Source organism: Paeniglutamicibacter selenitireducens (assembly GCF_051550675.1).
GTDB lineage: Bacteria > Actinomycetota > Actinomycetes > Actinomycetales > Micrococcaceae > Paeniglutamicibacter.
Map to the genome: position 1 here is coordinate 540,148 of NZ_JBPULF010000001.1, position 26,683 is coordinate 566,830.

Consider the following 26,683-nt stretch of genomic DNA (forward strand, 5'->3'; position numbering starts at 1 on the left):
CCGCGAACTAGGGCCCGGGGACGACCCGGAAATCGCCGGGCCGGACTGGGAGTATTTCCTGCAGCGGCTGCTGGTGCACCTGGACGGCGGGGACATCGACTCCGTCGGGTGGGAGGACTACTTCCCGGCGCTTTCCCCGCATATGCCAAGGCGCCCGGATAGGTCCCCCGACGGGAGAAACATCCGGGCGCCTTTGCATGGCGCATGCCGTCCGGCGGGACCTAGCCGTCCAAGCAGGTCGGGCCGAGCAGCACCTTCAGGTCGCCAAAGAGCGCGGAGTTGGGGTTCACCCGGTACTCCATGCCCAAGCGCATGAGCGAGGTGCCGCGGCTGCCATGCAGTTTCACGCGGACCTCGGTGGTTCCCTGGTGCACGCGAAGCACGTCGCCGAGTGCCATGACCACCTCCTCCGTCGCCTTGTGCGCGGCCATGGAGATCACCACGGGGCCGCTTTCGCCGTCCTCGCGGATCTCGGGGACCGTGAGTTCCTGGGCGTTGAGCGTGATCGAGCCGTCGTCGCGCTTCTGCACCCGGCCCTTGACCACGACGATGAGGTCTTCGGCCAGCACGTTGGCGATCGGCGCGTAGGCGTTGCCGAAGAACATGGTCTCCATGGAGCCGGAGAGGTCCTCGATCTCGCAGCGCGCGTAGGGGTTGCCGGACTTCTTGGCGATCCTGCGTTGCAGCGAGGTGATCATGCCGCAGATGGTGACGGTGTGGCCGTCCTGCGGGCCGTCGTCGGAGAGCACCTGGGTCACGGACATGTCGGCGTTCTGTTCCAGCAGGCCGCCGAGCCCCTTGAGCGGGTGGTCCGAGACGTACAGGCCGAGCATGTCCCGCTCGAAGGCGAGCTTGTCCTTCTTCTCCCAGTCCGGCATGTCCGGGACCGAGACCGTCATGCCCGAGGCAACCGACGGGTCGTCGAACGCGCTGAAGAGGTCGAACTGGTTTGCCGCTTCGTTGCGCTTGACGGCGATGACCGAGTCGACGGCCTCTTCGTGGACAGCCACCAGGGCGCGTCGGGCGTGCCCCATGGAGTCGAAGGCGCCGGCCTTGATCAGCGATTCGATGGTCCGTTTGTTGCAGACGACCGCCGGGACCTTCTGCAGGAAATCGGAGAAGTTCTCGAAGCTCCCCTTTTCCTTGCGCGCCTCGACCATGGCGTTAATGACGTTGGCACCGACGTTGCGGATGGCGCCCATGCCGAAGCGGATGTCCTTGCCCACCGGAGTGAAGTTCAGCGACGATTCGTTGACGTCCGGTGCCAAAACGGTGATGCCCATGTGGCGGCATTCGTTCAGGTACATGGCCGTCTTGTCCTTGTCGTCGGCGACGGAGGTCAGCAACGCCGCCATGTACTCGGACGGGTAGTGGGCTTTCAGGTAGGCGGTCCAGTAGGAAATCACGCCGTAGGCCGCCGAGTGCGCCTTGTTGAAGGCGTAGTCGGAGAAGGGAAGCAGGATGTCCCAGAGGGCCTGGACGGCCTCCATGGTGAATCCGTTGTCGACCATGCCCTGGGAGAAGCCGGCGAACTGCTTGTCCAGCTCCGACTTCTTCTTCTTGCCCATGGCACGGCGCAGGATGTCGGCCTGGCCAAGCGAGAAGCCCGCCAGTTTCTGCGCGATGGACATGACCTGCTCTTGGTACACGATCAAGCCGTAGGTTCCGCCCAGGATCTCGCGCAGCGGTTCCTCGAGGGTCGGGTGGATCGGCGTTTCTTCCTGCAGCTTGTTCTTGCGCAGCGCGTAGTTGTTGTGCGAGTTCGCGCCCATCGGGCCCGGGCGGTACAGCGCGAGCACTGCGGAGATGTCTTCGAAGTTGTCGGGGCGCATGAGCTTGAGCAGCGAGCGCATGGGCCCGCCATCGAGCTGGAACACGCCCAGCGTGTCGCCGCGGGCCATGAGCTCGTAAGCGCCGGCGTCGTCGAGCGCCAGGCGCTCGAGGTCCAGGTCGACGTCCTGGTTGGCCTTCATGTTTTCCAGAGCATCGGAAATGATGGTGAGGTTTCGCAACCCCAGGAAGTCCATCTTGATCAACCCCAGGCCTTCACAGGTCGGGTAGTCGAACTGTGTGATGACCTGGCCGTCCTGGATGCGGCGCATGATCGGGATGACATCGATGATCGGGTCCGAGCTCATGATGACGCCGGCGGCGTGCACGCCCCATTGGCGCTTCAGCCCCTCGATTCCCTTGGCCGTTTCAAAGACGCGGGCGGCCTCGGGGTCGGTGGCAACCAGCTGCCGGAAGTCCCCCGCCTCGGAATAGCGCTTGGACTTGGGATCCTCGATGTCATTGAGCGGAATGTCCTTGGCCATGACGGCGGGCGGCAGCGCCTTGGTCAACGATTCGCCCATGGAGAAGGGGTAGCCGAGCACGCGCGAGGAGTCCTTCAGCGCCTGCTTGGTCTTGATGGATCCGTAGGTCACGATCATCGACACGCGTTCGTCGCCGTACTTCTCTGTCACGTACCTGATCACCTCCGAGCGGCGACGATCATCGAAGTCGACGTCGAAGTCGGGCATGGAGACACGTTCCGGGTTCAGGAAGCGTTCGAAGATCAGCCCGTGGACCAGCGGGTCGAGGTCGGTGATGCGCATGGCGTAGGCAACCATGGAACCCGCACCCGAGCCACGCCCGGGCCCGACGCGGATGCCGTTGTCCTTCGACCAGTTGATGAAGTCGGCAACGACCAGGAAGTAGCCGGGGAAGCCCATCTTGATAATGACGTCGAGTTCGAAGTCGGCCTGCTTGCGAGACGCCTCGGGGACGCCGTTGGGGTAGCGGTAGTGCATCCCCTTGTCGACTTCCTTGATCAGCCAGCTGGTTTCATCTTCGCCGGGAGGACAGGGGAACCGAGGCATGTAGTTGGCGCCGGTGTCGAAGGAGACCTCCGCACGTTCGGCGATCAGCAGCGTGTTGTCGCAGGCCTCGGGAAGTTCCTTGAAGAGGTGGCGCATCTCCTGCGGGCTCTTGAGATAGTAGCCGGAACCTGAGAACGCGAAACGCGATCCGCCCTGGTCGTAGGTCGGCTCATCGAGGGTGGAGCCCGAGTTGATGGCGAGCAGCGCCTCGTGGGCCTTGGCGTCGTGTTCGTGGGTGTAGTGCAGGTCGTTGGTGGCAACCAACGGAATCTGCAGCTCCTTGGCCAGGCGCAGCAGGTCGTGGGTGACGCGGCGCTCGATGTCCAGGCCGTGGTCCATGATTTCGCAGAAGTAGTTCTCCTTGCCGAAGAGGTCCTGGAACTCTGCGGCGGCGGTCTTCGCCTCGTTGTACTGGCCCAGGCGCAGCTTGGTCTGGACCTCGCCGGAGGGGCAGCCGGTCGTGGCGATGATCCCCTCGTGGTAGGTGTTGAGCAGGTCCCGGTCCAGGCGCGGGTACTTGCCGAACACCGAATCCAGGGAGGCGATGGAGGAGGCCTTGAACAGGTTCTTCATGCCGGTGTTGTTGTAGCTCAGCAACGTCATGTGGGTGTAGAGGCCACCACCGGACACGTCGTCGCCCTTTTGGCTTTCGTCGGTGCGCCACTTGATGCGGGTCTTGTCGTCGCGTGCCGTACCGGGGGTCACGTAGGCCTCGATGCCGATGATCGGCTTGATCCCGGCCTGGGTGGCCTTGTTCCAGAAGTCGAAGGCGCCGAAGAGGTAGCCGTGGTCGGTGGTGGCCAGTGCGGTCATCCCGAGCCTGTTGGTCTCTTCGAAGAGTTCAGTCAGACGTGCAGCACCGTCAAGCATTGAGTATTCGGTGTGCGTGTGAAGGTGTACGAATCCATCGCGATTAGAGCTAGCCACCGAACCAGTCTAGGCGCTCCCGCAGCCCCGTGGTGGCCTCTTGCGGGCGATGTGAAAAGTGGCACCCACCGACTTCGGCGGGTGCCACTACCGGCGACCTAGAATTCGCCGTCGCGCAGCATTTCGAGCGCATTGTCAAGATCCACAGGGTACTTGCTGGAGTACTCCACCCACTCGCCCGACACCGGGTGGAAGAACCCCAGGGTCTGCGCGTGCAGCCACTGACGCGTCAGCCCGAGGCCAGCGGCAAGTTTCGGATCTGCCCCGTAGGTCTGGTCGCCGACGCAGGGGTGGCGGAACGCGCTGAAGTGCACGCGGATCTGGTGGGTACGGCCCGTTTCGAGCGTCACCTCGACAAGCGAGGCACGGCCGAAGGCCTCAAGGACCTTGTAGTGCGTGACGGAATCCCGGCCTTCCTCAAGGACCGCGAACTTCCAGTCGTGGCCGGGGTGGCGGCCCAGCGGTGCATCGATCGTTCCCTGCAGTGGTTCAGGCAACCCCTGCACCACCGCATGGTAGATCTTTTTCGGGGTCCGCTCCTTGAAGGCGCGCTTCAGAGCTGTGTAGGCACGCTCCGTCTTCGCGACAACCATCAGGCCGCTGGTCCCGACATCCAGCCGGTGCACGATGCCCTGGCGTTCGGCCGAACCAGAGGTGGATATGCGATAACCCGCGGCCATGAGCGCGCCGACGACGGTCGGGCCGACCCATCCCGGGGACGGGTGTGCGGCCACCCCGACCGGCTTGTCGATGACGACGAAGTCATCGTCGTCGGCAATGATCTTGAGGTCTTCCACGAGTTCCACCCTGATCTCTAATGGGTCCGGTCGAACCGGGAGGTATACGTCGATCCGTTCGCCGGCGACTGTCTTGCGTGACTTCCCCACTACCTTGCCGCCGGCCCGGACGTTGCCTTCGGCGCAGAGGAGCGCCGCCTGTGCACGCGAAAGGCCGAGCCTGTCGGAGAGGAACGCGTCGATCCGTACCTTTGCCTCCCCGGGTTCGACGAGGAAGGTTTCCTCGCGTCCCTCGCTCATTCGTTGCCCTGCGTCTCGGGTTCCGCGCCCCTGGGGTGCTTCGCCTTGCGGTCGTGCTCGGCACGCGATCCGTCGACTTCCTTGCCCGTGAATAGGAGAAGGCAGATGCCGACCATCGAACAAACGATGAACATGTCGGCAACGTTGAAGATCGCAAAGTTCGGAAGGGCGATGAAGTCCACGACGTGGCCGTGGCCGAAGGACGGCGGTCGGAAAAGCCGGTCCGTCAGGTTGCCGGCAACGCCGCCCATCAAGCCACCCAGCGCCAGGGCCCACGGCAGGGAACCGATCTTGCGCACCAGGAACACTGCCACGTAGACCAGGACGGCGCCCTGGATGATGGTGAAGATCCAGGTCACGCTCTCCCCCATGGAGAAGGCCGCTCCCGAATTGCGGATGAAGTACCAACGCAGGAACGGAGGGAACACGTCGATGACTTGGCCCTCGTACATGTTGTTTTCAACAATACGCTTGGTGACTTGATCCAATACCAAGGCAATCACAGCCAGTGATGTGGTCAGCAGAATCAACTGCCTCTTGGGACCACCCGCTCTTCCGGTTCCCTGTGGATCCTGGGGCGCTGGTGGTACGGAACTGTTTTCCATTGTGTCCTTTAACGCATTGTTGGCGGCCGGGATATCCCGACCGCCAACAATCTTAAGCCATCAACATGTGAGGCAGGGATCGGCAGATTAGCCGTTGTCCTTGGACTCCGGGGAATCCATGGAGCCCTTGGCCTCAAGGTCGCGTAGCTGGCCTTCGATGTAAGTCTTCAGGCGCGCGCGGTAGTCGCGCTCGAAGCCACGGAGCTGTTCAACCTTGCGCTCGAGCACAGTCTTCTGCTGCTCCAGGGCGGAAAGCGTCTTGCGGCTCTTTTCCTCGGCGTCGGAAACCAGGCTGTTCGCCTCGACCTGCGCCTCGGCAATGATCTTGTCGCGCTGTTCAACGCCGGCGGACACGTACTCGTCGTGCAGGCGCTGGGCCATTGCGAGAACGCCTGCGGCGGATTCGGCGGTGGTTGCCGGGGCGGCAGGTGCTGCCGCAACGACCTTTGCAGGTTCGGCTGCCTTCGGGGCCTCCGCAGCGCGGGTTTCTTCCTTCTTGGCTTCGGCTTCCTTGGCCTTGGCCTTGTCGGCCTCGGCTGCCTTGGCGGCTGGGGCTGCTGCAACAGGAGCCGGCACAGCCAGGTCGCCTTCCGCAGCGCCCGCTTCGCTCAGGCGGCGACGCAGTTCATCGTTCTCCTGCGTCAGACGACGTAGTTCGACAACGATCTCGTCTAGGAAATCGTCAACTTCATCCTGATCGTAGCCTTCGCGGAACTTAGTTGGCTGGAATCGTTTGTTGACTACATCTTCTGGCGTGAGAGCCATCTGGTCACCTCGATACTTGGTTCTCTCCCCGGACCGCTGATGTGCGACCCGAGTACACTTACCCGTTTATTGACACGCTAACCGGTGCAGTCGTTGTGCCTAATGCGACAACACTATAACGACTGAACCACTATTGACTAAATTTAACGAACTTTCCGGAAGGAATTTTCATTAGTTACCACTGGTCGCGGCCCACTTCGGCTTCCACTGAAGCATTAACCCGCAGCCACCATTCCGCCCATCGAGCGGACGGCCAGCTTCAGGAAAATGACAACAAGGAACAAAATTATGAACGCCAGATCAAGGCGTATTCCCCCGATATCAAGCGGCTTGATGCGGGATCGCAGCCAGCGCATCGGAGGGTCCGTTGTCCTGGCGATCATGGACACCGCAACAAGAGCCACCCCTCGGGGGCGCCACGACCGGGCAAAGGATTCGGTGATATCAAGCACGATGCGCAACAAGAGCATGACTTGCAACACGGTAAGCACCATATAGAGCAGTGCGAAAATGAGCTCCACGTTGTGTTTGAACCCCGCTGCTAGCTCTGGTTGAAGAAGGTGGCTTGGTCTTCGGACTGCTTCTTGTCCTCGCCCAGGACCTCGACCGTGGAAGGCGAGAGAAGGAACACCTTGTTGGTGACCCGTTCGATGCTTCCGTGGAGGGCAAAGACCAGACCCGCGGAGAAGTCGACCAATCGCTTGGCATCGGCTTCACCCATGTCCGTGACATTCATGATGACGGGGATGCCGTCACGGAAGTTCTCGCCAATGACCTTCGCGTCATTGTATGAACGTGGGTGAACCGTGGTGATCTGACGCAATGAATCGTCCTCGTCCCGAGCTGAAGGCGCGCGCTTGATGGGTGTTACCGGAGCCCGGTATTCGTTTTCAATGACTGGCCGCGGTGCGACCGGTGCCGTAGGGGCAGGCTGGACGGCAGCCGGCTCCTCGTGAAGAGGCTCGACCACGCGCACTTCTTCACGCGCCTCGATGTCGCGCTGCTCCGTCTCGAAGTTCTCGTCGCCTTCGGCAAGCCCGAGGTAGATCATTGTCTTGCGCAGTGCGCCAGCCATGGTCTTCTCCTTTTAGTCGTGCGCGGTCGGCTTTGCCGGCCGCAAGTCTCTCCGCTGCTTCGACGCTACCGCACCATTCGACGGGGTCCCAGTACATCCGGGACTTCTCCTCGGTGTGTCGCGGTGTGGCCTTGGCCGCTTCGGCATTCCGGGGTTGGCTTCGGCCAATCGGCTCGTGAGCCGTATCGCGGGGAAGCCCCTACTCGACGGACCACACCAAGCCGGCCAGTCGGCCGGTTCCAGGGTCCCTTCGATAGGAGAAATAGTCCTCATTCTCGAGGGTGCAGATGCCACTTGGCGTAACGGAGACCCCAAGATGTTCGAGTTCGCGCCGCGCTTCTCCCGGCAGGTCCAATCCCGTGGTGCCCCAACGGGTTGCCGTGGTGATTCCAGGCCGCAGTGCTTCGGATTCTTCGGCCATCGAGGCCGGGACTTCATAGCAGGAGCCACAGATCGAGGGACCGATCCAGGCTTCCAGACCGGTGGCTCCGTGGAGCTTCATGTGTTCCACGGTATTGGCCAGGATTCCGTCAAGCAGTCCTCGGCGCCCTGCGTGGGCCACCGCACTGATCGTGCCGGAGGCGGTGGTGCCGGCGAAAACCACCGGAACGCAGTCCGCGACCATGACCGCCAGCGGCTGGCCGGCGTTCGGCGACACCAGCGCGTCGCAGGTCGGTACGTCCGAGACGTCCGCCGGGCCGTCGACGGAGACGACGTCCGCCGAATGGACCTGGTCCATGTAGGTGAATCGCGATCCACCCAAGCCCAGGTCCTGTTCCAGACCGTGACGCCGCAGCAGCACGGCGTCACGGTCATCCGGAACGTGGAGGGCGAGGTTGCCCTGCCCCATGGAAGTGAAAGCAATGTGCAGGCTTGGAGCGACTGCTGATTGGTAACGCAACATGGAACCGGGCGACTCCCCCGTCAGGCGACTTGCTTCTCTACTTCAGGAAGTCCGGGACATCCAGGTCATCGTTGGTTGCCGAAAGGTCCGGCTCGACGATGGCGGGAAGTTCCTCGAACGCAGGCTCCACCGTTGCCACGGCCACGCGGGTTTCCTCGCGGACCGGTGCTGCGACGACGGGTGCCTGCTGCGGTGCCGCGGCAGGTGCCGCAGGAACCGTGCGGGCCGGAATTGCGGCCTGCGGTGCGCTGGTTGCGTCGACCTGGTCGAAGCCTGCGGCGATAACCGTGACACGGGCCTCGTCACCCAGGGCGTCGTCGATGACGGCACCGAAGATGATGTTGGCCTCGGGGTGGGCAACTTCCTGCACAAGGCGGGCAGCCTCGTTGATCTCGAAGAGGCCGAGATCCGATCCGCCCTGGATGGAAAGCAGGACGCCGTGGGCGCCATCGATCGAGGCCTCGAGCAGCGGCGAGGCGATGGCGAGTTCGGCGGCCTTGACGGCGCGGTCTTCGCCGCGGGCCGAACCGATGCCCATAAGCGCCGAACCGGCACCCTGCATGACCGACTTCACGTCGGCGAAGTCGAGGTTGATCAAGCCCGGGGTGGTGATCAGGTCGGTGATGCCCTGGACGCCGGAAAGGAGCACCTGGTCAGCCTGGCGGAACGCATCGAGAACCGAGACGTTGCGGTCGGAAATCGAGAGCAAGCGGTCGTTCGGGATCACGATCAGGGTGTCGACCTCGTCGCGCAGTGCCTCGATGCCGGCCTCCGCGGAGTTCGCACGGCGGCGGCCCTCGAAGGTGAACGGGCGGGTGACAACGCCGATGGTCAGCGCGCCCAGGCCGCGGGCGATGCGGGCGATGACCGGCGCGCCACCGGTGCCGGTGCCACCGCCTTCGCCTGCGGTCACGAAGACCATGTCCGCACCGCGGAGCACTTCCTCGATTTCCTCGCCGTGGTCTTCGGCCGCCTGGCGTCCCACATCGGGGTTGGCGCCTGCGCCAAGCCCACGCGTGAGTTCGCGTCCAACGTCGAGCTTGACGTCTGCATCACTCATGAGCAGAGCCTGCGCATCGGTGTTGATTGCAATAAATTCGACGCCTCGCAGGCCAACTTCGATCATGCGGTTGACGGCGTTGACGCCGCCACCGCCGATGCCGACGACCTTGATGACGGCGAGGTAGTTCTGTGGAGCTGCCACGTCCTGATTCCCTTGTTCGATGTGCTGCTGACCGAGGAAGCTCAACCGGACCAACGTTAACCCTCAACTGGAAGGTTATAGTTATGTCAAGCAACCGCTGTTAAAACGCTATGGTTCGCGGTTCACACATGCAACAACCGAGGCCGCGTGTCGCCCCAAAGTCGTTGATTTTTCTGTGTTTTCCACGTTTGGTGGACCGTTACCGGGCCACCGGGTGTTGCGGGCTGGAAATGTCGTACACCTTGATCGGTGATTTCTTGTCCTTCGGCGCCCCCAGCAGCGCCTCAAGGACCTCGATTTTCAGCGCTGATTCCTGGTCGTCGCCCCAGATAACCAGGGTACCGTCCTTGAGTTTGAGCTCGACGAAGTCCTTGCTCGTGGCCGTTGCATGATCCACGGTCGCCAATAGTGTATCCGGTAGAACCGAAAGTACTTGCGTCAGCATCGAGAATACCTTGGGGTTCTTGACCACGGAGTTCGACTTGACGGTGGGCAATTTGGGTTTGTCCTTCGCCCCCAGTACCGCCAGCACCTGGCCTTCGGGTCCCACCAGCGATCGTCTTGAGCCATCGGTGAGGACGGCCACCGGCTGGTGTTCGATGATCTTCACGCGCAGGGTCTCGGGGACCTCCACCTGGACGATGGCGTCCTTCACGGCGGGCTGGCCCTCGAGCAACTCCATGACCTTGCCGGTGCCCACGCGGGCCAGGGGCACCCCGTGCAGGGGTTCCAGGGCGCGCTGGAGTTCCTTGTCCTTCACCAGCGAGTTTCCCTCGATCTGGATGTTCTTGATGGCCAGGATCGGCGAGAAACTCAACACCAGAATCAAGCCGACAATCGCTGCCGCAACGATCGAGCCGCCGATGATCCAGCGCTTGCGCGTGCGCAGGCGCGGATCGGGCGGCAGCTCCACGACGTTGGAACCGCCGCCGTGTGCGGGCTTGGCGGCCATCAGCTCCCCAGACGTGCGCGCAGTTCAGCCAGGATTGCGCTCCCCTGCTCGGTGACGTCGCCGGCACCGATCGTCATGATGACGTCTCCCGGCTTGGCGCAGGCGGCAACCACGGCAGCCGCCTGGCCCATCGACACCAATCCGCCGGCCGTGTCCAGTTCCTTGGTGACAAGTTCGCTGGTCACCCCCGGGATGGGAGTTTCGCGGGCGGGATAGATCTCAAGCACGTAGGCGGTGTCCGCCAGCGACAGTGCCTGCCCGAACTCGCGGTGGAACTCGTGGGTGCGGCTGAAGAGGTGCGGCTGGAACAGCACGTGCACGGCACCGGTCCCGGCCACGGCGCGGGCCGCCCGCAGGGCCGCCAGGACCTCTGTGGGGTGGTGGGCGTAGTCGTCGTAAACGCGGACGCCGCCGGCCTCGCCGCGGATGTCGAAGCGCCGCGCGGCGCCGGTGAAGGCACCCAGGCCCTCGGCAGCCGTTTCCGGGTCAAGCCCGCAGTCGAGTCCCACCGCAAAGGCCGCCGCGGCGTTGAGCAGGTTGTGGTTGCCCGGAAGCGCAAGTTCCAGGTCGGCCTGCTGGCCGCTGCCCCACTCCAGGGTGCAGGCAAAGCGGTTGCCGCGCGGGTGCGCGTCGAGCAGGCGGCGGTCGGCGTCCTCGGCGAAGCCGTAGGTCTGCACGCGCAGGTCGGGGCGTTCGCGCCGCATGCGGGCGGCCAGGGCGCGCGACCCCTCGTCGTCCGCGCAGCAGATGAGCAGGCCGCCGGCGGGCAGCAGCGAAGCGAAGGCGTGGAACGATTCATGCACGGCTTCGACGGAGCCGTAGTGGTCGAGGTGGTCGGCCTCGATGTTGGTGATCACCACGACATCGGGCTGGTAGTTCATGAACGAGGCGTCGGATTCGTCGGCCTCTGCGACGAAGACCTTGCCCTGGCCGTACTCGGCGTTGAAGCCCAGGCTGGCGATGTTCGCCCCGATGGCGAACGTCGGGGAAATCCCTGCCTCGCGCAGCATGTAGGCGATCAGCGAGGTGGTCGTGGTCTTGCCGTGGGTGCCTGCCACGGTGATGACGTGGTGGCCCTCCATGGTCGCGGCAAGGCCTTGGGAGCGGTGCAGGATCCGCAGGCTGCGGGAGACTGCCTCGTCGTATTCCGGGTTGCCGGGCTTGATGATCGAGGAAACCACGACGGTGTCTGCGTCGCCGATGTTCCCTGCGGCGTAGCCCACGTGGATGCGGGCGCCCGCCGCACGGAGGTCGTCGAGGACCGGCAGGTCCTTGGCATCGGTCCCCGAGACGGTCAGCCCGCGGGCGAGCATGAGCCGGGCGACGGCCGAGACCCCCACGCCGCCGATGCCCATCAGGTGGACTTTGCCGAGTTGGTCGAGAGTGTGTAATTCCTGCATGTCCCTAGCTTCCCATGTCGGCGGTGCGTGGCGGGGTTTGGCGACCCAGCGCGTCAAGAATCATTGCGGCCATGGCCTCTGCCGCATCGCTGCGCCCCTGGCCCGCAGCGGCCTCGGCCATGCGCTCGAGCGCGGCGGTGTCGCGGAGCAGCGGGAGTACCGTGCCTGTGACGTAGTCGGGGGTGAAGTCCGCATCCGCGACAATCAGCGCTCCCCCGGCGGCCACCAGGTCCGCCGCGTTCAGGCGCTGTTCGCCGTTGCCGATCGGCAGCGGGACGAGCACCGCGGGTGTTCCCGCAACGGCGAGCTCGCACACGGTGCCGGCGCCCGAGCGGGCCACCATCAAATCGGCGGCCGCGTAGGCCTGTTCCATGGAGTCCACGTACTCGACCTGGCGGTACCCCGGGGCGGCAAGCGGGTTGCCGGACTCGTCGGGCACGACCTTGCCGCGCCCGGTGATGTGCAGTACCTGGATCCCAGCGGCCGAGAGCCCGGGCAGCGCACCGGCTATCGCGGCGTTGACCGAGGCTGCCCCGGAGGAACCGCCCGTGACCACCAGGGCCGGGGCATCCGGTGCAAGCCCGAGCGCGCGTCGGGCGTCCTCCCGCAGCGCTGCTCGGTCCATGGTGGCGATGTTGCCGCGCATCGGCATGCCCACGACCTGCGCACCGGGCAGCCCGGTGCCGCTGAAGGCGGCGCCGACGCCCTGGGCGTAGCGTGCGCCGACCTTGTTGGCCAGGCCCGCGCGCGCGTTGGCCTCGTGGACGAAGATCGGCAGCCTGCGCTTGCGGGCCGCGAGATAGACGGGGGTGCAGACGTAGCCGCCGACACCCAGCACGGCCTGCGCCCCGGACTCGTCGAGGATCCGGCCCGCCGCCTTGATGGCCGCGGAGAAGCGGAAGGGCAGCTTGAGCAGGTCCATCGACGGGCGCCGGGGCATCGGCACCTTGGCGATGGTGCGCAGCTCGTAGCCCGCCTCCGGGACCAGCCGGGTCTCCAGGCCGCTCTCGGTTCCCACCGCGGTGACCCGGGTGCCGGGCGCCATGGTGCGCAGGGCGTCGGCGATGGCGATCATCGGGGAGATGTGTCCGGCGGTTCCCCCGCCGGCAACCACCACGCGCAAGTCTTCAGTCATGTTGTGCCAGTACTACTTTCGGTTCTCGGGTTTCGGTTCTCTGGCTTGGGGTGCCGCAGCACCGTGGCACGCACTGGCGGGCCGTACGGCGGGACGCCCAAGCAGGGCTGTCAGCGGGACGGCTTGGGGCCGCGGAGCCTGGCCGCGAGACCCGCCAGCGGGCCCGGCGCCACGCGCCCCTTCTTGGACATCCGCTGCTCGCGGGCGAAGGCCAGCACGACGCCGATGCCCAGGAACGTCGCGAGCAGTGCTGAGCCGCCGGAGGAAATGAAGGGCAGCGGGACACCGATGACCGGGAGCAGGCCGATCACCATGCCGATGTTCACGAACGCCTGCCCGACGATCCACGCCAGGATGCCGCTGACCGCCACGCGCCCGAAGATCGTCTCGGAGCGCACCGCGATGCGGTACATCGCCACGGCCAGCATCGTGTAGAGCAGCACCACGAAAAGCGTGCCGAGCAGTCCCATTTCCTCGCCGAGGACGGCGAAGATGAAGTCGTTCTGCGCCTCGGGGATGTGCGACCATTTCTGCCGCGACTGGCCCAGGCCCACACCCAGCCAGCCGCCGGAGGCCAGTGCGTAGATTCCCTGCTGCGCCTGGTAGCAGTAGTCCTGTTCCCCGGAGCATCCGAAGAGCCAGGCGGTGACGCGCCCGAGCCGGGTCGGTGCCACGGCCACGGCCACGGCCAGGAAGACGGCGGCGCCCGCAGCCCCGTAGCCGAAGATCTTGGCGGGCGCGCCTCCGACGAACATGACCACCACCAGGATCAGGGTCAGCACCATGACGGTGCCCAGGTCCTTGCCGAGCATGACCAGCAGGAGCATGAGTCCGCCGAACGGCACCACGAGCGGCACCACGGCGTGCTTCCACTGGTTCATCAGGTGCGCCTTGCGCTCGACGACGGCCGCACCCCACAGGGCCATGGCTGCCTTGGCGAACTCGGAGGGCTGGACGGAGAAGGAACCGATGTACAGCCAGTTCTTGTTGCCGTAGATCTCCTTGCCGAAGAGCAGCACCATGACCAGCAGGAACACGGCGAACCAGAGGGAGGGCCAGGCGAGCTTCCGCAGCCTGTCCGTGGGCAGCAGCTGGATCAGCACCATGCAGATCAGCCCCATGACGGCCCACAGGGCCTGCTTCCTGAAGTCCTCGAAGGGCGACTTGTTTCGCGCGATGGCCTCCACCGACGAGGAGGAGAGCACCATGATCAGCCCCAGCAGGGTCAGGGCGAGCGTGCACCCGAGCACTACGTAGTAGTTGATCTGGGCACCGCGCAGCGAGGGGTCCTCGAATTTCGAGAACATCCTGGCAAGCCCGCGCGGTTCACGGGCCCCGCCGGGCGCTGCCGCCTTGCCGGCGCTGCCGCCCTTGCCGCGCGGGGCCTGTGTCTTGCCGCTCACGACTGCTCCTTACTCCTTGGTGTCTTCTCCCATGAGGGCGCGGACCGCGTCGATGAACGCGTTGCCCCGCTGCGCATAGGAGGAGAACTGGTCCATCGAGGCCGCGGCCGGCGCCATCAGCACCGTGTCCCCCGCAACGGCAACCGCCGCCGCCTGGTTCACTGCCTCGGCCATCACGGCCCAGCCGTGCGCCGAGCCGTTTGACTCTTCTCCAGTTTCGCGCACCGCACCGGCGATCACCGGCACCTGCGGCGCGTGTCGCTCCAACGCCGACACCAGGTTCGCGGTGTCGGTGCCGATCAGCACCACGGCCTTCAGACGTGCCGCGTGCGCCTTGACCAGCTCGTTGTAGTCGACGCCCTTGGACAGGCCGCCGGCGATCCACACCACGGAGGAGAAGGCGCCCAGCGAGGCGCTTGCCGCGTGCGGATTCGTCGCCTTCGAGTCGTTGATCCACAGCACGTCGCCGCGGCGGGCCACGGCCTGGATGCGGTGGTCCCCCGCGTCGAAGCCGGAAAGGCCCTTGGCCACGGCCTCGGGTTCCACGCCGTAGGCGCGGGCCAGCGCCGCCGCGGCCGCCGCGTTTGCGGCGGTGTGCCGCGGGACGACCTCGGCGATCTGGTCAAGCGCCACGAGTTCGGCCGCGGAATTGCGGCGGTCCTCGATGAACGCTCGGTCAACCAGAAGGTCCTCGACCACGCCGACCATGCTCAGTTGCGGGACGCCGGTGGTGAAGCCGATGGCCCGGCAGCCCTCGACGACGTCGGCGTTCTCGACCATTTCCTCGATCACGCGCTCGTCGGCGTTGAAGATCGCCGCGACGCGGGTGCGCTCGTAGATCTTGGCCTTGTCGGCCTTGTAGTTCTCGAACCCCCCGTGCCAGTCCACGTGGTCCTCCGCGATGTTCAGCACCACGGAGGCCAGCGGGGAAATGGTGTGGGTGAAGTGCAGCTGGAAGCTGGAGAGCTCCAGGGCGATCACGTCGAAGCCCTCCGGGTCGCGGATCGCATCCAGGATCGGGGTTCCGACGTTGCCTGCGGCGATGGCGCGCAGCCCGGCGGCCCGGAAGATCGACTCGGTCATGCCCACCGTGGTGGTCTTGCCGTTGGTCCCGGTGATGACGACCCACTCGGCGGGCGTGCGGCCCTCCTTGGTGCGCACGCGCCAGGCCAGTTCGACGTCGCCCCAGATCTCGATCCCGGCCTCCGCGGCGGCGGCAAGCATCGGCTGGCGCGGGTTCCACCCGGGCGAGGCGATGACCAGCTGCGGCGCCGCACCGTCGATCTGCGGGAGGGCGTCGGTGTGTGCGGCGCCCAGCAGCACGTCTGTCGCGCCGACGATCCTCAGGGTGTCGGCACGCGAGCGGTTCACCTCGGTGTCGGCGCCGTCGACGACGACCACGCGGGCGCCGAGCTCGATGAGCGTGTCGGCTGCCGAGAATCCGGAGAGGCCCAGGCCCGCCACGACGACGCGCAGCCCGGCCCAGTCGGAGTCCCAGCTGGTCAGCTTTGCAAGATCCGTCATTGTCACAGTCCCACGACCCATTCGGAGTAGAAGATGCCCATGCCCGCAGCGACAAAGAGGCCGCCGAGGATCCAGAAACGGACCACGACGTTCTCCTCGGTCCAGCCGGAGAGCTCGAAGTGGTGCTGCAGCGGCGCCATCTTGAAGACGCGCTTGCCGCCGGACAGCTTGAAGAATCCGACCTGGATGATGACCGAGCAGGCGATCATCACAAACAGGCCCGCGAGCACCACCAGCAGCAGCTGCGTGCGGGAGAGGATCGCGAACGCGGCCACGGCGCCGCCGATCGCCAGGGAGCCGGTGTCGCCCATGAAGATCTTCGCGGGCTTGGCGTTCCACCAGAGGAAGCCGATCAGCGCACCGCAGAGGATCGCGCCCAGCAGCGCCAGGTCCATGGGGTCGCGCACCGTGTAGCAGACGTTGCCCGCCCCCGGAAGGCCGCAGGCCTGGTTGTTCTGCCAGATGCCGATCAGCGTGTAGGCGCCGAACACCATGATGGAGGTGCCGGCGGCCAGGCCGTCGAGCCCGTCGGTGAGGTTCACGCCGTTGGTGGTGCCGGTGACGATCAGGTTGGACCAGAGCACGAACAGGATCAGGCCCGCCAGCGGTCCGGCGAAGGCCAGGTCGATGTTGGTGTCGCGCAGGAAGGAGATCGCCGTCGAGGCCGGGGTGAGCCCTTCCTCGTTGGGGAAGTTCAGTGCGAGCACCGCGAAGGCGATGCCGACGGCCGCCTGCAGCACGATCTTTTCCCAGGGGCGCAGGCCCAGCGAGCGCTTCTTGGCGATCTTGATGAAGTCGTCGAGGAAGCCGACGAGGCCCATGCCCGCGAAGAGCAGCAGTGCCAGCAGGCCGCTGGCGGTGACCCCGGAGGTGGTCCTGCCCATGAGGGTGAGGATGCCGTGGGTGAGGAAGTAGCTCAGGATCACGGCCAGCACGATGATCACCCCGCCCATGGTCGGGGTGCCCGACTTCACGGAGTGGCTGGTGGGCCCGTCGTCGCGGACCACTTGGCCGTACTGTTTCTTGGTCAGCAGGCGGATGAACACCGGCATGGTGGCCATGGTAAAGACCAGGGAAATGCCGGCTCCCATGATTAGGGCGATCACTGCTCCGAGCCCTCCTTCGCGGTGCGCGCACCGTTGTTGGTTTCTGCGATCCGGTCGCCGAGGTGGCGCAGTCCGGAACCGTTCGACGACTTGAAGAGCACGATGTCGCCCGGGAGCAGGTTGTCATTCAGGATCCCGGCGGCGGCTTCGGCGTCCTCGGCGTAGTACGCCTCGTCGCCCCAGCTGCCCTCGAGCACCGCCGAGTTGTAGGCGGCCTTGGCGCCGCGCCCCACCACCAGCAGCTTCTTGATGTTCATGCGGACCGCGGCGCGGCCCAGCAGGTCGTGTTCGTGGATGGAGTCGGCCCCGAGTTCGAGCATCTCCCCCAGCACGGCCCAGGTCCGGCGGGCGACGCCGTCCTCGTTGGGCAGGCCCAGTTCGGCGAGCGTGACAAGGGCGGCGCGCATGGAGTCCGGGTTGGCGTTGTAGGCGTCGTTGATGATGCTCACGCCGTCGGCGCGCTCGGTGCGTTCCATGCGCCAGCGGCTGGCCGGGCCCAGGCCCTGCAGGGTGGCGGCGATCCGCGCGCCCTCGACGCCGAGGTACTCGGCGACCGCGGCAGCGGCAAGGACGTTGGTGGTGTGGTGGCGGCCGATCAGGCCCGAGCGCACGCGGTGCTCCGAACCGTCGCGCAGCACCAGGGTGAAGACCGGGTGCCCGTCGGCGTCGACCTGCAGGTCCCGTGCCCACACGCCGCCGGCCAGGTGCTCCGGGGCTTCTTCGGCAGTGCGCTGCACGCCGAATCCGAGCACCGGGGCGATGGTGCGCGAGGCCATGGCGGAGACCAGCGGGTCGTCGAGGTTCAGCACGGCCAGGCCGTCGGCGGCGAGGGACTCGACCATCTCGCCCTTGGCGATGGCAATGTTCTCCACGCCCCCGAATTCGCCGGCGTGCGCCGAACCGACCCCGAGCACCACCCCGACCTCGGGGTGGACCATCTCGGTGAGGTAGTTGATGTGGCCCACGCCGGTGGCGCCCATCTCCACTACCAGGAACTTCGTGTCCTCGGTGGCGCGGAAGACAGTCAGCGGCACGCCGACCTCGCCGTTGTACGAACCAACGGGGGCCACCGTGGGACCCGCGGTGGAGAGCAGCTCGGCCAGCAGGTCCTTGGTTGTGGTCTTGCCTGCGGAACCGGTGATCCCGACGACGCGCAGGCCGTTGCGGTCCTTGAGCCGGGCGACGACGGCCGCGGCGAGCTTGCCCATGGCGATGACGGCGTCCGGGACGATGACGGCGGGGTGCACCGTCCCGTCCGGCGCCGTGGTTTCGCGCTCGGCCAGTGCCAGCCGCGCGCCGCGGTCCATGGCGGCCTGCACGAAGTGGTGGCCGTCGGAGGCTTCACCGGGCTTTGCCACGAAGAGCCAGCCCTCGCGGCATTCTCGGGAGTCGGTGGCGACCCCGAGGACCTGCTGGTCGACGGGGGCAGTGGAAGTGAGTCGCCCACCGGTAATGGCGGCGATTTCAGCGGAAAGAAGATGAATCATGACAGGTAGGACTTTACCCTTCGTCCGTGGAATCAACGGAATCGGCGCCTTGGTCCAGGGTGCGGAATCCGTTCAGCTGCAGGGCACGGCGTAGCTCTTCCCGGTCGTCGAGTTCCAGGTTGATGCCCATGACCTCCTGGAAGACCTCGTGGCCGCGGCCGGCCACCAGAATGGTGTCTTCCGCGGTGGCCATGGCGACCGCCGCGGCGATGGCCTCGGCGCGCGGGTACACCTCGAGCGCCTGCGTGGAGAGTCCGCGGGCGGCGATTTCACTGCGGGCACCGGCCAGGATCGCCGTGCGGATGGGCGCGGCCTCCTCGCCGTGGGGATCGTCGTCGGTGACGATGACTACGTCGGCGTGGTTCGCGGCCACGGCACCCATGATCGGGCGCTTGGTGGCGTCCCGTTCACCGGTGGCGCCGAAGACGACAATCACGCGGGATCCGGCAACCGGGGACCTGACCGATCCCAGGGCCCGGGCCAGGGCATCGGGATTGTGGGCAAAATCAACAATCGCGGCGGGACGCTCGGCGATGACCTGCATGCGCCCGGGCACCTCGACGGTGAGCGGGTTGGCGGCATCGAGCGCCGCCTGCAGCACGGCCAGCGGCACGCCGGAAGCGAGGACCATGAGCACGGCCAGCGCCGCGTTCGAGATGTTGAAGTCCCCAGGCAGGCCGGTCTTCAGGCGCAGAACCTGCGACTTGGGGCCGTGGAGCTCGAAGCCGTGCCCCAGCCCCAGCGGGGCGACGTTGGCGATGATCCAGTCGGCATCGGCGTTCTCGGCATCCGATGCCAGCGTCCAGACCTCGGCGGTGGCCTGCTCGGCCATGGCCACGCCCCAGGGATCGTCGATGGTTATCACGGCGCGGTCGCTGCGTTCCAGGTCGAAGAGCGCGGCCTTGGTGTCGAAGTAGTCCTCCATGGACCCGTGCAGGTCCAGGTGGTCCTGGGTCAGGTTGGTGAATCCGGAGACGGCGAAGCGCAGTCCATCGACGCGCTTGTAGGAGAGCGAGTGTGAGGACACCTCCATGGCGGCGGCGTTGACGCCCATCTCGCCCATGCGTGCCATCAGCCCGTGCAGTTGCGGGGCCTCCGGCGTGGTGAGGATGCTCGGGATCGGCGTGTCACCCGCGGCGATCTCGATGGTTCCCACAAGTCCGGTTTCGCGGCCCAGTGCACGCAGCACGGAGCGGATCATGTAGGTGGTGGTGGTCTTGCCGTTGGTTCCCGTCAGCGCAAAGAGCTCCGGGCAGTTCACGTCGGTCCCGTAGATCAGTGCCGAAAGCTCGCCGACCACTTCGCGTACGTCCTCGACCAGCACCATGGGCAGCCCCAGCGCCGAGGCGATGGACTCCCCCTCGAGGTCGGTGAGGATAGCGGCCGCGCCGGCCTGCGCCGCTGCCTCGGCGAACTGGGCCCCGTGGAACTTGGCACCCGGTGCTGCCACGTACAGGTCCCCGGTCAGCACCGCGCGCGAATCCAGGCAGATGCCCGTGACCTGCCGCTGTGCGTCACCGATGATGTTCGCACCCCTGCCGGTTTCGTGGAGGTACTCCAGCATGGCACCCAGTGCCGTTGCGGACTTGCGGTGCGGCCGCAGAAGCTGTTCTGCGGCGCGGGGGGTGAGGACTTCAGGCATTACCAAGGTTTCTTTTGTTCGGATCCGATGAACACGTCGTACCCGTTGGGCTTCGAGTTGCTCGGCGGAACGTTGTAGGCGTTCAATGTCTTGCTCATGACTTCGCTGAAGGTGTCACCGACGGACCATGTTTTCCAATCGCCCTTGGGACGGTGCATGGTGACCGTCACCACGAACTGCGGGTCATCCAACGGTGCCACGCCCGCGAAGGAGCTGGTGTGGCCGTCGTACTTTCCGGAAGGCCCGGCGGCCTGTCCCGTTCCCGACTTTCCGCCGACACGATAGCCGGACACACCCATCTTAGTGCCCGTGCCTTCGAGGACGACCGTCTCCATCAACCGCAGCATCTCCTTGCTGGTCTTTTCCGAGAAAACTCGCCGGGTCTTGGACTCCGGGGTCTTCTCGACGGAGCCGTCGGCATTCACATAGGAATCGATGAGTTTCGGCTCGATCAGGACGCCGCCATTGGCAACGGCCTGGAAAATCTGCGAGGTGTGGAGCGCGGTCTGGGTGTAGCCCTGTCCGAACATCGTGGTGTACTGCTGGCGGCGTTCCCAATCCTGCCAGGGGGCGAGGATTCCCTTGCTGGCTCCAGAGACCCCGAGTTCGACCGGCGAGCCGATGCCGAGCTTCTTCATGTAGTTGTAGCGGGTTTCGTTGCTCATCTTCTGGCCCACCATCACCGTACCGGTGTTGTAGGAGCGTGCGAAGATTCCGGCTGCCGTCATGTCGTACGTCGCGTGCTTCAGCGAGTCGTTGATGACCTCGTTGTTGACCCTGTAGGCGTTCGGGACCTTGAAGGCGTCGGTCGCCTTGATGACCCCCTCCTCGAATGCTGCGGCGAAGGTGGCAACCTTACCCGTGGAACCGGGTTCGAAGGCCTGCGTAATGGCCGCGGAGGTCCTGAACTCGGCCTCGGTGGCGCTCGGGTCATTGGGGTCCAGCTGGTTCGAGTCGCCGATGGCGATCATTCGGCCGGTCTTCAATTCCTCGACCGTGACGGCAACCCAGTCGGCGTTGTACTGCTGCTGCTTCTTTCGTGCTTCTTCCTGGGCGATGAACTGGATATCGGTGTCGGTAGTCAGTACCACGTCCTGGCCGTCCACGGCCGGAACCTCGGACATGTCGGCCATGGGGATCCGGACGCCGTCGGCACCGATCTCGTAGGTCTTGCTGCCAGGGGTTCCTTTCAGGCGGTTTTCCTGGCTGAGTTCCAGACCTTCGGCACCTTCGAGGGAGGTCTGGTCTTCGGTGTTCTTGACGAACCCGAGCAATGGGCCTGCGATCACCCCGTTGGGGTACAGCCGTTCGCTGCGCAGCTGCCCGGTTAGCGTGCGGATCCTCAGTTCCATGGCCGCGTTGCGAACCTCTGGTGTGACACCCTTGGCTACCACCGAGTTCGCGTTGGGTTTGGCTCCCGGGGCGCCAACAACGGCGGTGCGAACCTCGTCGACGTCCTGTCCCAGGATTTCCGCGAGTTCGGAGACCGCTTGCTCGACAGTGACCTTCTCGCCGCCGGCACTTCCGTCGAGTTTTTTGCGGGCTATCATCCGCTCCGGCTCGACCTTGCGCTGGTCGATGACCAAGTCGTATCGGTCGACGCTGGTTGCCAGGACGCGGCCCTTGGAATCTATGATCTGCCCCCGTTTGGGGGTTGTCACCTGCTGCCGTGTCCGTTCCTTGACAGCGTCGGCCGCAACTGCGGAAGCATTCAACGACTGCACGAAGAACAGACGTCCTCCGATCACCAGCAAGGCAACCATGGAGAGGACCATCACGATGCGCACCCTGTGGTGCGTCGTTCCGGTATTCGTTGGGGATTTTCTTGACATGCTTTCCTCAGCTCATACCGAAAGGATGTGCGGTGCGTTGGCGCGGCTCTCACGCCACGGGTCGTGGGCTACTGGCCCGGCGTCTTCATGGCCGGAGCAGGGATGGTTCCGCCGTTGAGTTGCTGGGGCGTGAACGAAGGGCGTCCGTCGGCGCCGACCTCGATCGGCTGCTTGGCAGGCTCGGTCTTGGCTTCCGCAACCTGGCGCTCGGGAACCTGCTGGGAATCCTGGGTTGTTTCACTGGCGGGTGCCTGCTTTTCGGGCTGCGGCTTGCTTTCCTTGACCGGTGGAACGTCCGATTCCGGCGTGACAGGCGTGGCGAGCACCCCGGAGATCTTTTCGCCCTTCTCGGGTTTCACGGCGGCGGTCGCCTTGCCCGTAACCTTGCCGGTGTCGAGGTTGATCGCGGCGGGCGTTCCCGGCTTGACCATGCCAAGCTTGGTGGCCTTCTCGGCAATGACTTGTGGGGCCTCCAGGTACTGGGCCTCCTGGCGAAGCGCTTCGTTCTGTTGTGTCAGCGTGCGCTCCTGTCCCTTGAGACCCACCATGGCATATTGGCCGTTGGCGATGAAAACGTTGAGCAGCAGAACGATCATGGCCGAGGCAAGGATCATCAAGAGCAACGTGACAAGCATTGGAATGCGACGCCTGGTCGAAAGGGCCGGCACCACGGACAGTGTGATGCGGCGCTTGGACGAGGCGGACTCTGGCCTCGAGGCCGGGATCGGCTCCGGGGCGTAACTGAGCGCGTTGGCACCCTGCGTCTGGGGCACGTCAAGGGTGCGGGATCGTACGCGGTGGGGTGTCCGGTTGCTCATATACTCAGTTCCTCTTCAGGATGCGTTCCACGGCTCGCAGCTTCGCTGAGGCTGCACGTGAGTTTTCTGCGATTTCTTGGTCGGTCGGCTTCTCGGTTCCCCGTGTAAGGACCTTGAATTGCGCCTTGTGTTCCTCCAGCTCCACGGGGAAACCCGCAGGTGCCGAAGACTTTGAGCCAGCTGCGAAGTGGCGCTTGGTGATCTTGTCTTCCAGCGAGTGGTAGCTCATCACCACGACACGGCCGCCGAGGTTGAGTGCGCCCATGGCCGCGGGGATGGCCCGCTCCAGGACATCCAATTCCTCGTTGACCTCGATGCGCAGTGCCTGGAACGTCCGCTTGGCGGGATGTCCCCCGGTGCGGGCGGCTGCGGCCGGAACCACCGACCGGATGGCATCCACGAGTTCCTCGGTGGTGGCGAACGGCTTGACCTTCCGACCCTCGACGATCGAGGAAGCGATGCGGCCGGCAAACTTCTCTTCACCCCAAGCCCTAATGATCCGCACCAGCTCGGCTTCGCTGTACTCGTTAACCACGTCTGCCGCCGTCGGACCGCGCGATGTGTCCATCCGCATGTCCAGGGGTGCGTCGTAGGAGTACGCGAATCCACGATCGCGTTCATCGAGCTGCAGGGACGAAACCCCGAGATCGAAGAGCACGCCGTCGATTCCGTCGAATCCTAGGTCATCGACAACGTCTGCGATTTCGTCGTAGACGGCGTGCACGAGGTCGGTTCTGTCAGAGAATGGAGCAAGGCGGGCACCGGCGAGGGCAAGTGCCTGTTCGTCGCGGTCCAGCCCGATCAGGTGAAGTTCCGGGAAACGCTGGAGCAGGGCTTCCGAATGGCCTCCCATGCCCAGGGTGCAGTCGACCACGACGGCTTTCCCACGGGCCGCGATCCCCGCTTCGATGCCGGGGGCAAGCAACCCAACACATCGTTCCAGCAGGACGGGAACGTGGCGTTCCGAGGCGGGTCGCTCTGCGGCTCCGTCAGGATTCACTGCTACCCCTTTCACGTGGGCATTGATTCTTGGTCCCGGCTTGAACCAGAGCCCCCTCCGACCCGTGCATGCCCCGCCTGGCTTCGGGGAAGTGAAGCCAGGATGGACATCGTCTGGGCGGCTGGAGATCTCATCCAAGCCATGTTCGAGCCGCCGGCCACCGAAGTGGTCAGAAGCCCGGTAGTGCTTCGTCATCAGTCTCGGAGAACACGTTCTCCTGCTCCTCGAGGTATGAATTCCACGAAGCCGTGTCCCAGATCTCGACGCGGTTGCCTGCGCCAATCACCGTGACCTCGCGGTCCAAACCCGCATAAGAGCGGAGCATGGCCGGGATCGTCACCCGGCCTTGCTTGTCCGGCAGTTCGTCAGAAGCGCCGGAGAGGAATACGCGTGCATAGTCTCGCGCTTGGCGTGAGGAGATTGGCGCCTGACTCATTTGCTCATGCTGCTTCTCAAATTCACGCTGGCTAAAAACATAGATGCAACGTTCCTGCCCTCGAGTCAGAACCAATCCATTTGCTAATTCATCACGATATTTGGCAGGAAGAATCAATCTCCCCTTCTCATCGAGGCGCGGCGTATACGTTCCTAGGAACACATAGACCGCCTCTCGGATCGAAGGAGTCTCAACTCCATTTCCCTCTATTTCGCTCCACTTTACTCCACAGCCCTCCACTGTCAACGGCCCTCCGGCCGTTCCGACTTGGACGGATCTGAAAAATCATTGAATTTCCGCGGCATTCCGGCCGGGGTGCAAAGTGGAGGGAAATGCCACATGGGCGAACAGGTCACGGACGACGGGTGACTCAAGACACAGCCAGAGGCCGCAAGATCCTGATGAATCCGGGGTTTTCGACGGACGCCTTGCCGCCAGGGAGGCGAGTGGAGAGGTTGCGGGGATGGATGTGGAGGGAAAAAGGAGGCCTTCGCCACCCCCGGGTACGAGCCGCCGACGCATCCCGAAATAAAAATTACTTCGATTGGGCATACTCGGCGCGTCGGGCGCGTCGGATTCCTTTTAAGGCGCCTGGACCTATCTCCGGAATTACTGTCCGCGCCCATCGATGCCAGGCCCGATGGTCAGCAATGCCGGACGACGCGAAGCCGGTGAGCGCCTGCGGCAGGCAGTCTGGAAACTCCGGCGTTAAACACCTAAGGCCCCGCAGCTGCGGAGCCTTAGCGAATTCTATTAACTTGGGTCGACGCCGTACGGCGTGCCGGGACCGGGCGGCTAGGGGCCCTGCTCGTCGCGCTTGCGCTGTTCCCACTTGCTTTCCAAATCACTCATGAAGCCGGGCTTCGGCGCCGCTCCGGCTTTGTCCGCCGACTTCGAGGCCTTGGCACCGCCCCTGCGCGAAAGCGCCAGATAGACACCGCCGAACATCACAATGAACCCCAGTACGCCAACGAGAATGAGTTGACTCGAGATGCCTGCGATCAAGACGCCGATCCCGACGATACCGATCAACGCCCCCAACGCCAGATTGCGCGTTGAATAGTTCCCCGCGCTCGACACGGTCTTCATCGTCGAGGCGAAGCGATGATCCTCGTGGAGCTGCTTTTCAAGCTGCTCCAGAAGACGTTGCTCATGCTCGGAAAGTGGCATCGTCTCTTTCCTTTCACTTCACGGTCATGGCTCTCGCCCTTACCTTATGGAACGAACTACATCCTGACAATGTTCCCGACCATTTCCGTCAGTTGGTTCTACCTCAAGAATAGTCCTGAAACTTCTTAATAAGGTAGTCAGGATTCAACTCACAGTCCTCTCTCGGCATCCATTTCGCCTCCCGCTCCCCCGGGCTTTTCGGACTGCCCAGGCTCCATCAGGGAAGCCGGCTGCAGTGCTCCGCGGGGGAACCTTGAACGGATCCGGTCCATGGCAACCTCGGCCTGGCGCCAGTTGTCTTCCTGGGGATCGATGCTTAATTGCATTCCGAATCCTGCATCCCGCAACTTTTCAGCCCGAATTCCCACAAGCCTCACGGCCATGGGCCTGGTCCCGAGCTTGTCGAGCAGGCCGTCTGCCGCCGCGGCGAGAACACCTGCGGCGTTGCTGGGCGTTGGCAGGGTCCGGCTGCGTGAAAGAGTGGAAAAGTCCTCGTAGCGCAGTTTCAGGGCAACCGTTGAAGCTTCTTTGTTAGATTCTCGCAGTCGCATGGCGACCCGGTGCGCCAGTCGCAGAATCTCGCGTTTAACGATCTCGTCGTCGTGGACGTCCACGGCAAAAGTTTCCTCGGCTCCGATGCTCTTCTCTTCCCGCGCGACTTGGATTTCGCGGTCATCATGCCCCCACGCCAGTTGGTAAAGGTGCGTTCCCGTGGCGCCCAACCGCTTTCTCAGCGTGTTTTCGGGAGTCTGAGCAAGTTGCGCGACGGTGGAGATGCCCATCTCCCGCAGGACCTCGGCGGTCTTGCCGCCGACTCCCCACAGCGCCTTCACGGGCAACGTGTGCAGGTACTCGAGTGTGCGCTCTGGCGTGATCACCAGCATTCCATCAGGTTTCGCACGCGTCGAGGCCACCTTCGCCACGAACTTGCTTGTCGCGATTCCCACACTCGCCGGGAGCCCGAGTTCCGCCCTCAGCCGGGAACGGATCATCTCGCCGATGACTTCCGGCGGCCCAAGCCGGCGCATGCTCCCCGTGACATCGAGAAAAGCCTCATCGACGCTGAGTTGCTCCACCAGCGGGGTCACCTGGTGAAAGATCTCCATGATGCGCGCCGAATACTCGTAGTACAGCCCATGGGTTGGTTCGATGACGGTGGCCCGCGGCGCCATCCGCACCGCTTGGCTCATCGGCATCGCCGACTTCACACCTTTGGCACGGCATTCGTACGACGCGGAGAGCACCACCGAACGCTCCCCGGGGTGGCCGACGATAACCTCGCTGCCCACGAGTTCCGGCCGGGACAGCAACTCGACAGACACGAAGAAGGCGTCCATGTCCACATGCAGTATCGCCCGATGCCGTTCCCGTCCCATACACTCCAGTCTAGTGAGCGCCTC

General features: G+C 64.7%; 22 protein-coding genes. All 22 read right to left on the minus strand.

Translation table 11 applies throughout. From position 1 onward, the window contains the following. Positions 1–221 precede the first annotated feature (221 nt). Positions 222–3,788 (minus strand): DNA polymerase III subunit alpha, encoded by a 3,567-nt coding sequence (gene dnaE, locus ACSYDW_RS02475; RefSeq protein WP_438337110.1) that lies wholly within the window; start codon positions 3,786–3,788, stop codon positions 222–224. A 98-nt stretch (positions 3,789–3,886) separates the two neighbouring features. Next, positions 3,887–4,825 (minus strand): RluA family pseudouridine synthase, encoded by a 939-nt coding sequence (locus ACSYDW_RS02480; RefSeq protein WP_438337111.1) that lies wholly within the window; start codon positions 4,823–4,825, stop codon positions 3,887–3,889. Further along, positions 4,822–5,328 (minus strand): signal peptidase II, encoded by a 507-nt coding sequence (gene lspA / locus ACSYDW_RS02485; RefSeq protein WP_438337321.1) that lies wholly within the window; start codon positions 5,326–5,328, stop codon positions 4,822–4,824. Before lspA ends, ACSYDW_RS02480 begins: the two co-directional genes overlap by 4 nt. 189 nt (positions 5,329–5,517) lie before the next feature. Beyond that, on the minus strand, positions 5,518–6,195 hold the full coding sequence (locus ACSYDW_RS02490; protein WP_438337112.1) for a DivIVA domain-containing protein: 678 nt from the start codon (positions 6,193–6,195) through the stop codon (positions 5,518–5,520). A 215-nt stretch (positions 6,196–6,410) separates the two neighbouring features. Next, complete coding sequence (locus ACSYDW_RS02495) at positions 6,411–6,716, minus strand: YggT family protein (RefSeq protein WP_438337113.1); 306 nt, start codon at positions 6,714–6,716, stop codon at positions 6,411–6,413. A 20-nt stretch (positions 6,717–6,736) separates the two neighbouring features. Further along, positions 6,737–7,270 carry a cell division protein SepF gene (locus tag ACSYDW_RS02500; protein WP_438337114.1) on the minus strand — a complete coding sequence of 178 codons (534 nt, stop codon included), beginning with the start codon at positions 7,268–7,270 and terminating at the stop codon, positions 6,737–6,739. 199 nt (positions 7,271–7,469) lie between these two features. Further along, positions 7,470–8,120 (minus strand): purine nucleoside phosphorylase YfiH/LACC1 family protein, encoded by a 651-nt coding sequence (locus ACSYDW_RS02505; protein ID WP_438337115.1) that lies wholly within the window; start codon positions 8,118–8,120, stop codon positions 7,470–7,472. Positions 8,121–8,211: 91 nt separating this feature from the next. Further along, positions 8,212–9,378: a cell division protein FtsZ gene (ftsZ, locus tag ACSYDW_RS02510; RefSeq protein WP_438337116.1), complete on the minus strand. Its 1,167-nt coding sequence runs from the start codon at positions 9,376–9,378 to the stop codon at positions 8,212–8,214. 199 nt (positions 9,379–9,577) lie between these two features. Next, complete coding sequence (locus ACSYDW_RS02515; protein ID WP_438337117.1) at positions 9,578–10,330, minus strand: cell division protein FtsQ/DivIB; 753 nt, start codon at positions 10,328–10,330, stop codon at positions 9,578–9,580. Then, positions 10,330–11,730, minus strand: a complete 1,401-nt coding sequence (gene murC / locus ACSYDW_RS02520; protein WP_438337118.1) for a UDP-N-acetylmuramate--L-alanine ligase — start codon at positions 11,728–11,730, stop codon at positions 10,330–10,332. The genes ACSYDW_RS02515 and murC overlap by 1 nt, the downstream gene beginning before the upstream one ends. Positions 11,731–11,734: 4 nt before the next feature. After that, entirely contained in the window at positions 11,735–12,865 is a 1,131-nt protein-coding gene (murG, locus tag ACSYDW_RS02525; protein ID WP_438337119.1) for an undecaprenyldiphospho-muramoylpentapeptide beta-N-acetylglucosaminyltransferase, read from the minus strand. A 110-nt stretch (positions 12,866–12,975) separates the two neighbouring features. After that, the gene (gene ftsW, locus ACSYDW_RS02530) at positions 12,976–14,268 is read right to left on the minus strand and encodes a putative lipid II flippase FtsW (protein WP_438337120.1); all 1,293 of its coding nucleotides are present in this window, start codon (positions 14,266–14,268) and stop codon (positions 12,976–12,978) included. A 9-nt stretch (positions 14,269–14,277) separates the two neighbouring features. Next, a complete protein-coding gene (gene murD, locus ACSYDW_RS02535) occupies positions 14,278–15,792 on the minus strand; it encodes a UDP-N-acetylmuramoyl-L-alanine--D-glutamate ligase (protein ID WP_438337121.1) in 1,515 nt (504 codons plus the stop codon). A 2-nt stretch (positions 15,793–15,794) separates the two neighbouring features. Beyond that, positions 15,795–16,898 (minus strand): phospho-N-acetylmuramoyl-pentapeptide-transferase, encoded by a 1,104-nt coding sequence (gene mraY / locus ACSYDW_RS02540; RefSeq protein WP_438337122.1) that lies wholly within the window; start codon positions 16,896–16,898, stop codon positions 15,795–15,797. Further along, entirely contained in the window at positions 16,895–18,385 is a 1,491-nt protein-coding gene (locus ACSYDW_RS02545) for a UDP-N-acetylmuramoyl-tripeptide--D-alanyl-D-alanine ligase (protein WP_438337123.1), read from the minus strand. Before ACSYDW_RS02545 ends, mraY begins: the two co-directional genes overlap by 4 nt. Positions 18,386–18,398: 13 nt before the next feature. Beyond that, complete coding sequence (locus ACSYDW_RS02550; RefSeq protein WP_438337124.1) at positions 18,399–20,027, minus strand: UDP-N-acetylmuramoyl-L-alanyl-D-glutamate--2,6-diaminopimelate ligase; 1,629 nt, start codon at positions 20,025–20,027, stop codon at positions 18,399–18,401. Then, the gene (locus ACSYDW_RS02555; protein ID WP_438337125.1) at positions 20,027–21,859 is read right to left on the minus strand and encodes a peptidoglycan D,D-transpeptidase FtsI family protein; all 1,833 of its coding nucleotides are present in this window, start codon (positions 21,857–21,859) and stop codon (positions 20,027–20,029) included. Before ACSYDW_RS02555 ends, ACSYDW_RS02550 begins: the two co-directional genes overlap by 1 nt. A gap of 68 nt (positions 21,860–21,927) precedes the next feature. Continuing rightward, positions 21,928–22,677 carry a cell division protein FtsL gene (ftsL, locus tag ACSYDW_RS02560; protein WP_438337126.1) on the minus strand — a complete coding sequence of 250 codons (750 nt, stop codon included), beginning with the start codon at positions 22,675–22,677 and terminating at the stop codon, positions 21,928–21,930. Between the two features lie 4 nt (positions 22,678–22,681). Then, the gene (gene rsmH, locus ACSYDW_RS02565; RefSeq protein WP_438337322.1) at positions 22,682–23,815 is read right to left on the minus strand and encodes a 16S rRNA (cytosine(1402)-N(4))-methyltransferase RsmH; all 1,134 of its coding nucleotides are present in this window, start codon (positions 23,813–23,815) and stop codon (positions 22,682–22,684) included. A 31-nt stretch (positions 23,816–23,846) separates the two neighbouring features. Next, complete coding sequence (gene mraZ, locus ACSYDW_RS02570; protein ID WP_438337127.1) at positions 23,847–24,275, minus strand: division/cell wall cluster transcriptional repressor MraZ; 429 nt, start codon at positions 24,273–24,275, stop codon at positions 23,847–23,849. Between the two features lie 633 nt (positions 24,276–24,908). Further along, positions 24,909–25,283: a DUF3040 domain-containing protein gene (locus ACSYDW_RS02575; protein ID WP_438337128.1), complete on the minus strand. Its 375-nt coding sequence runs from the start codon at positions 25,281–25,283 to the stop codon at positions 24,909–24,911. 149 nt (positions 25,284–25,432) lie between these two features. Further along, the gene (gene dinB, locus ACSYDW_RS02580) at positions 25,433–26,659 is read right to left on the minus strand and encodes a DNA polymerase IV (RefSeq protein WP_438337129.1); all 1,227 of its coding nucleotides are present in this window, start codon (positions 26,657–26,659) and stop codon (positions 25,433–25,435) included. Positions 26,660–26,683 lie beyond the last annotated feature (24 nt).

Bases quoted from the DNA above. Each gene is read 5' to 3' on its own strand.
- ACSYDW_RS02490 (WP_438337112.1), bottom strand. From the start codon at position 6,195: ATGGCTCTCACGCCAGAAGATGTAGTCAACAAACGATTCCAGCCAACT.
- ACSYDW_RS02480 (WP_438337111.1), bottom strand. From the start codon at position 4,825: ATGAGCGAGGGACGCGAGGAAACCTTCCTCGTCGAACCCGGGGAGGCA.
- ftsL (WP_438337126.1), bottom strand. From the start codon at position 22,677: ATGAGCAACCGGACACCCCACCGCGTACGATCCCGCACCCTTGACGTG.
- ACSYDW_RS02500 (WP_438337114.1), bottom strand. From the start codon at position 7,270: ATGGCTGGCGCACTGCGCAAGACAATGATCTACCTCGGGCTTGCCGAA.
- ACSYDW_RS02575 (WP_438337128.1), bottom strand. From the start codon at position 25,283: ATGCCACTTTCCGAGCATGAGCAACGTCTTCTGGAGCAGCTTGAAAAG.
- ACSYDW_RS02545 (WP_438337123.1), bottom strand. From the start codon at position 18,385: ATGATTCATCTTCTTTCCGCTGAAATCGCCGCCATTACCGGTGGGCGA.
- murC (WP_438337118.1), bottom strand. From the start codon at position 11,730: ATGCAGGAATTACACACTCTCGACCAACTCGGCAAAGTCCACCTGATG.
- ACSYDW_RS02515 (WP_438337117.1), bottom strand. From the start codon at position 10,330: ATGGCCGCCAAGCCCGCACACGGCGGCGGTTCCAACGTCGTGGAGCTG.
- murG (WP_438337119.1), bottom strand. From the start codon at position 12,865: ATGACTGAAGACTTGCGCGTGGTGGTTGCCGGCGGGGGAACCGCCGGA.
- dinB (WP_438337129.1), bottom strand. From the start codon at position 26,659: ATGGGACGGGAACGGCATCGGGCGATACTGCATGTGGACATGGACGCC.
- ACSYDW_RS02505 (WP_438337115.1), bottom strand. From the start codon at position 8,120: ATGGGGCAGGGCAACCTCGCCCTCCACGTTCCGGATGACCGTGACGCC.
- ACSYDW_RS02555 (WP_438337125.1), bottom strand. From the start codon at position 21,859: ATGTCAAGAAAATCCCCAACGAATACCGGAACGACGCACCACAGGGTG.
- murD (WP_438337121.1), bottom strand. From the start codon at position 15,792: ATGACGGATCTTGCAAAGCTGACCAGCTGGGACTCCGACTGGGCCGGG.
- ACSYDW_RS02550 (WP_438337124.1), bottom strand. From the start codon at position 20,027: ATGCCTGAAGTCCTCACCCCCCGCGCCGCAGAACAGCTTCTGCGGCCG.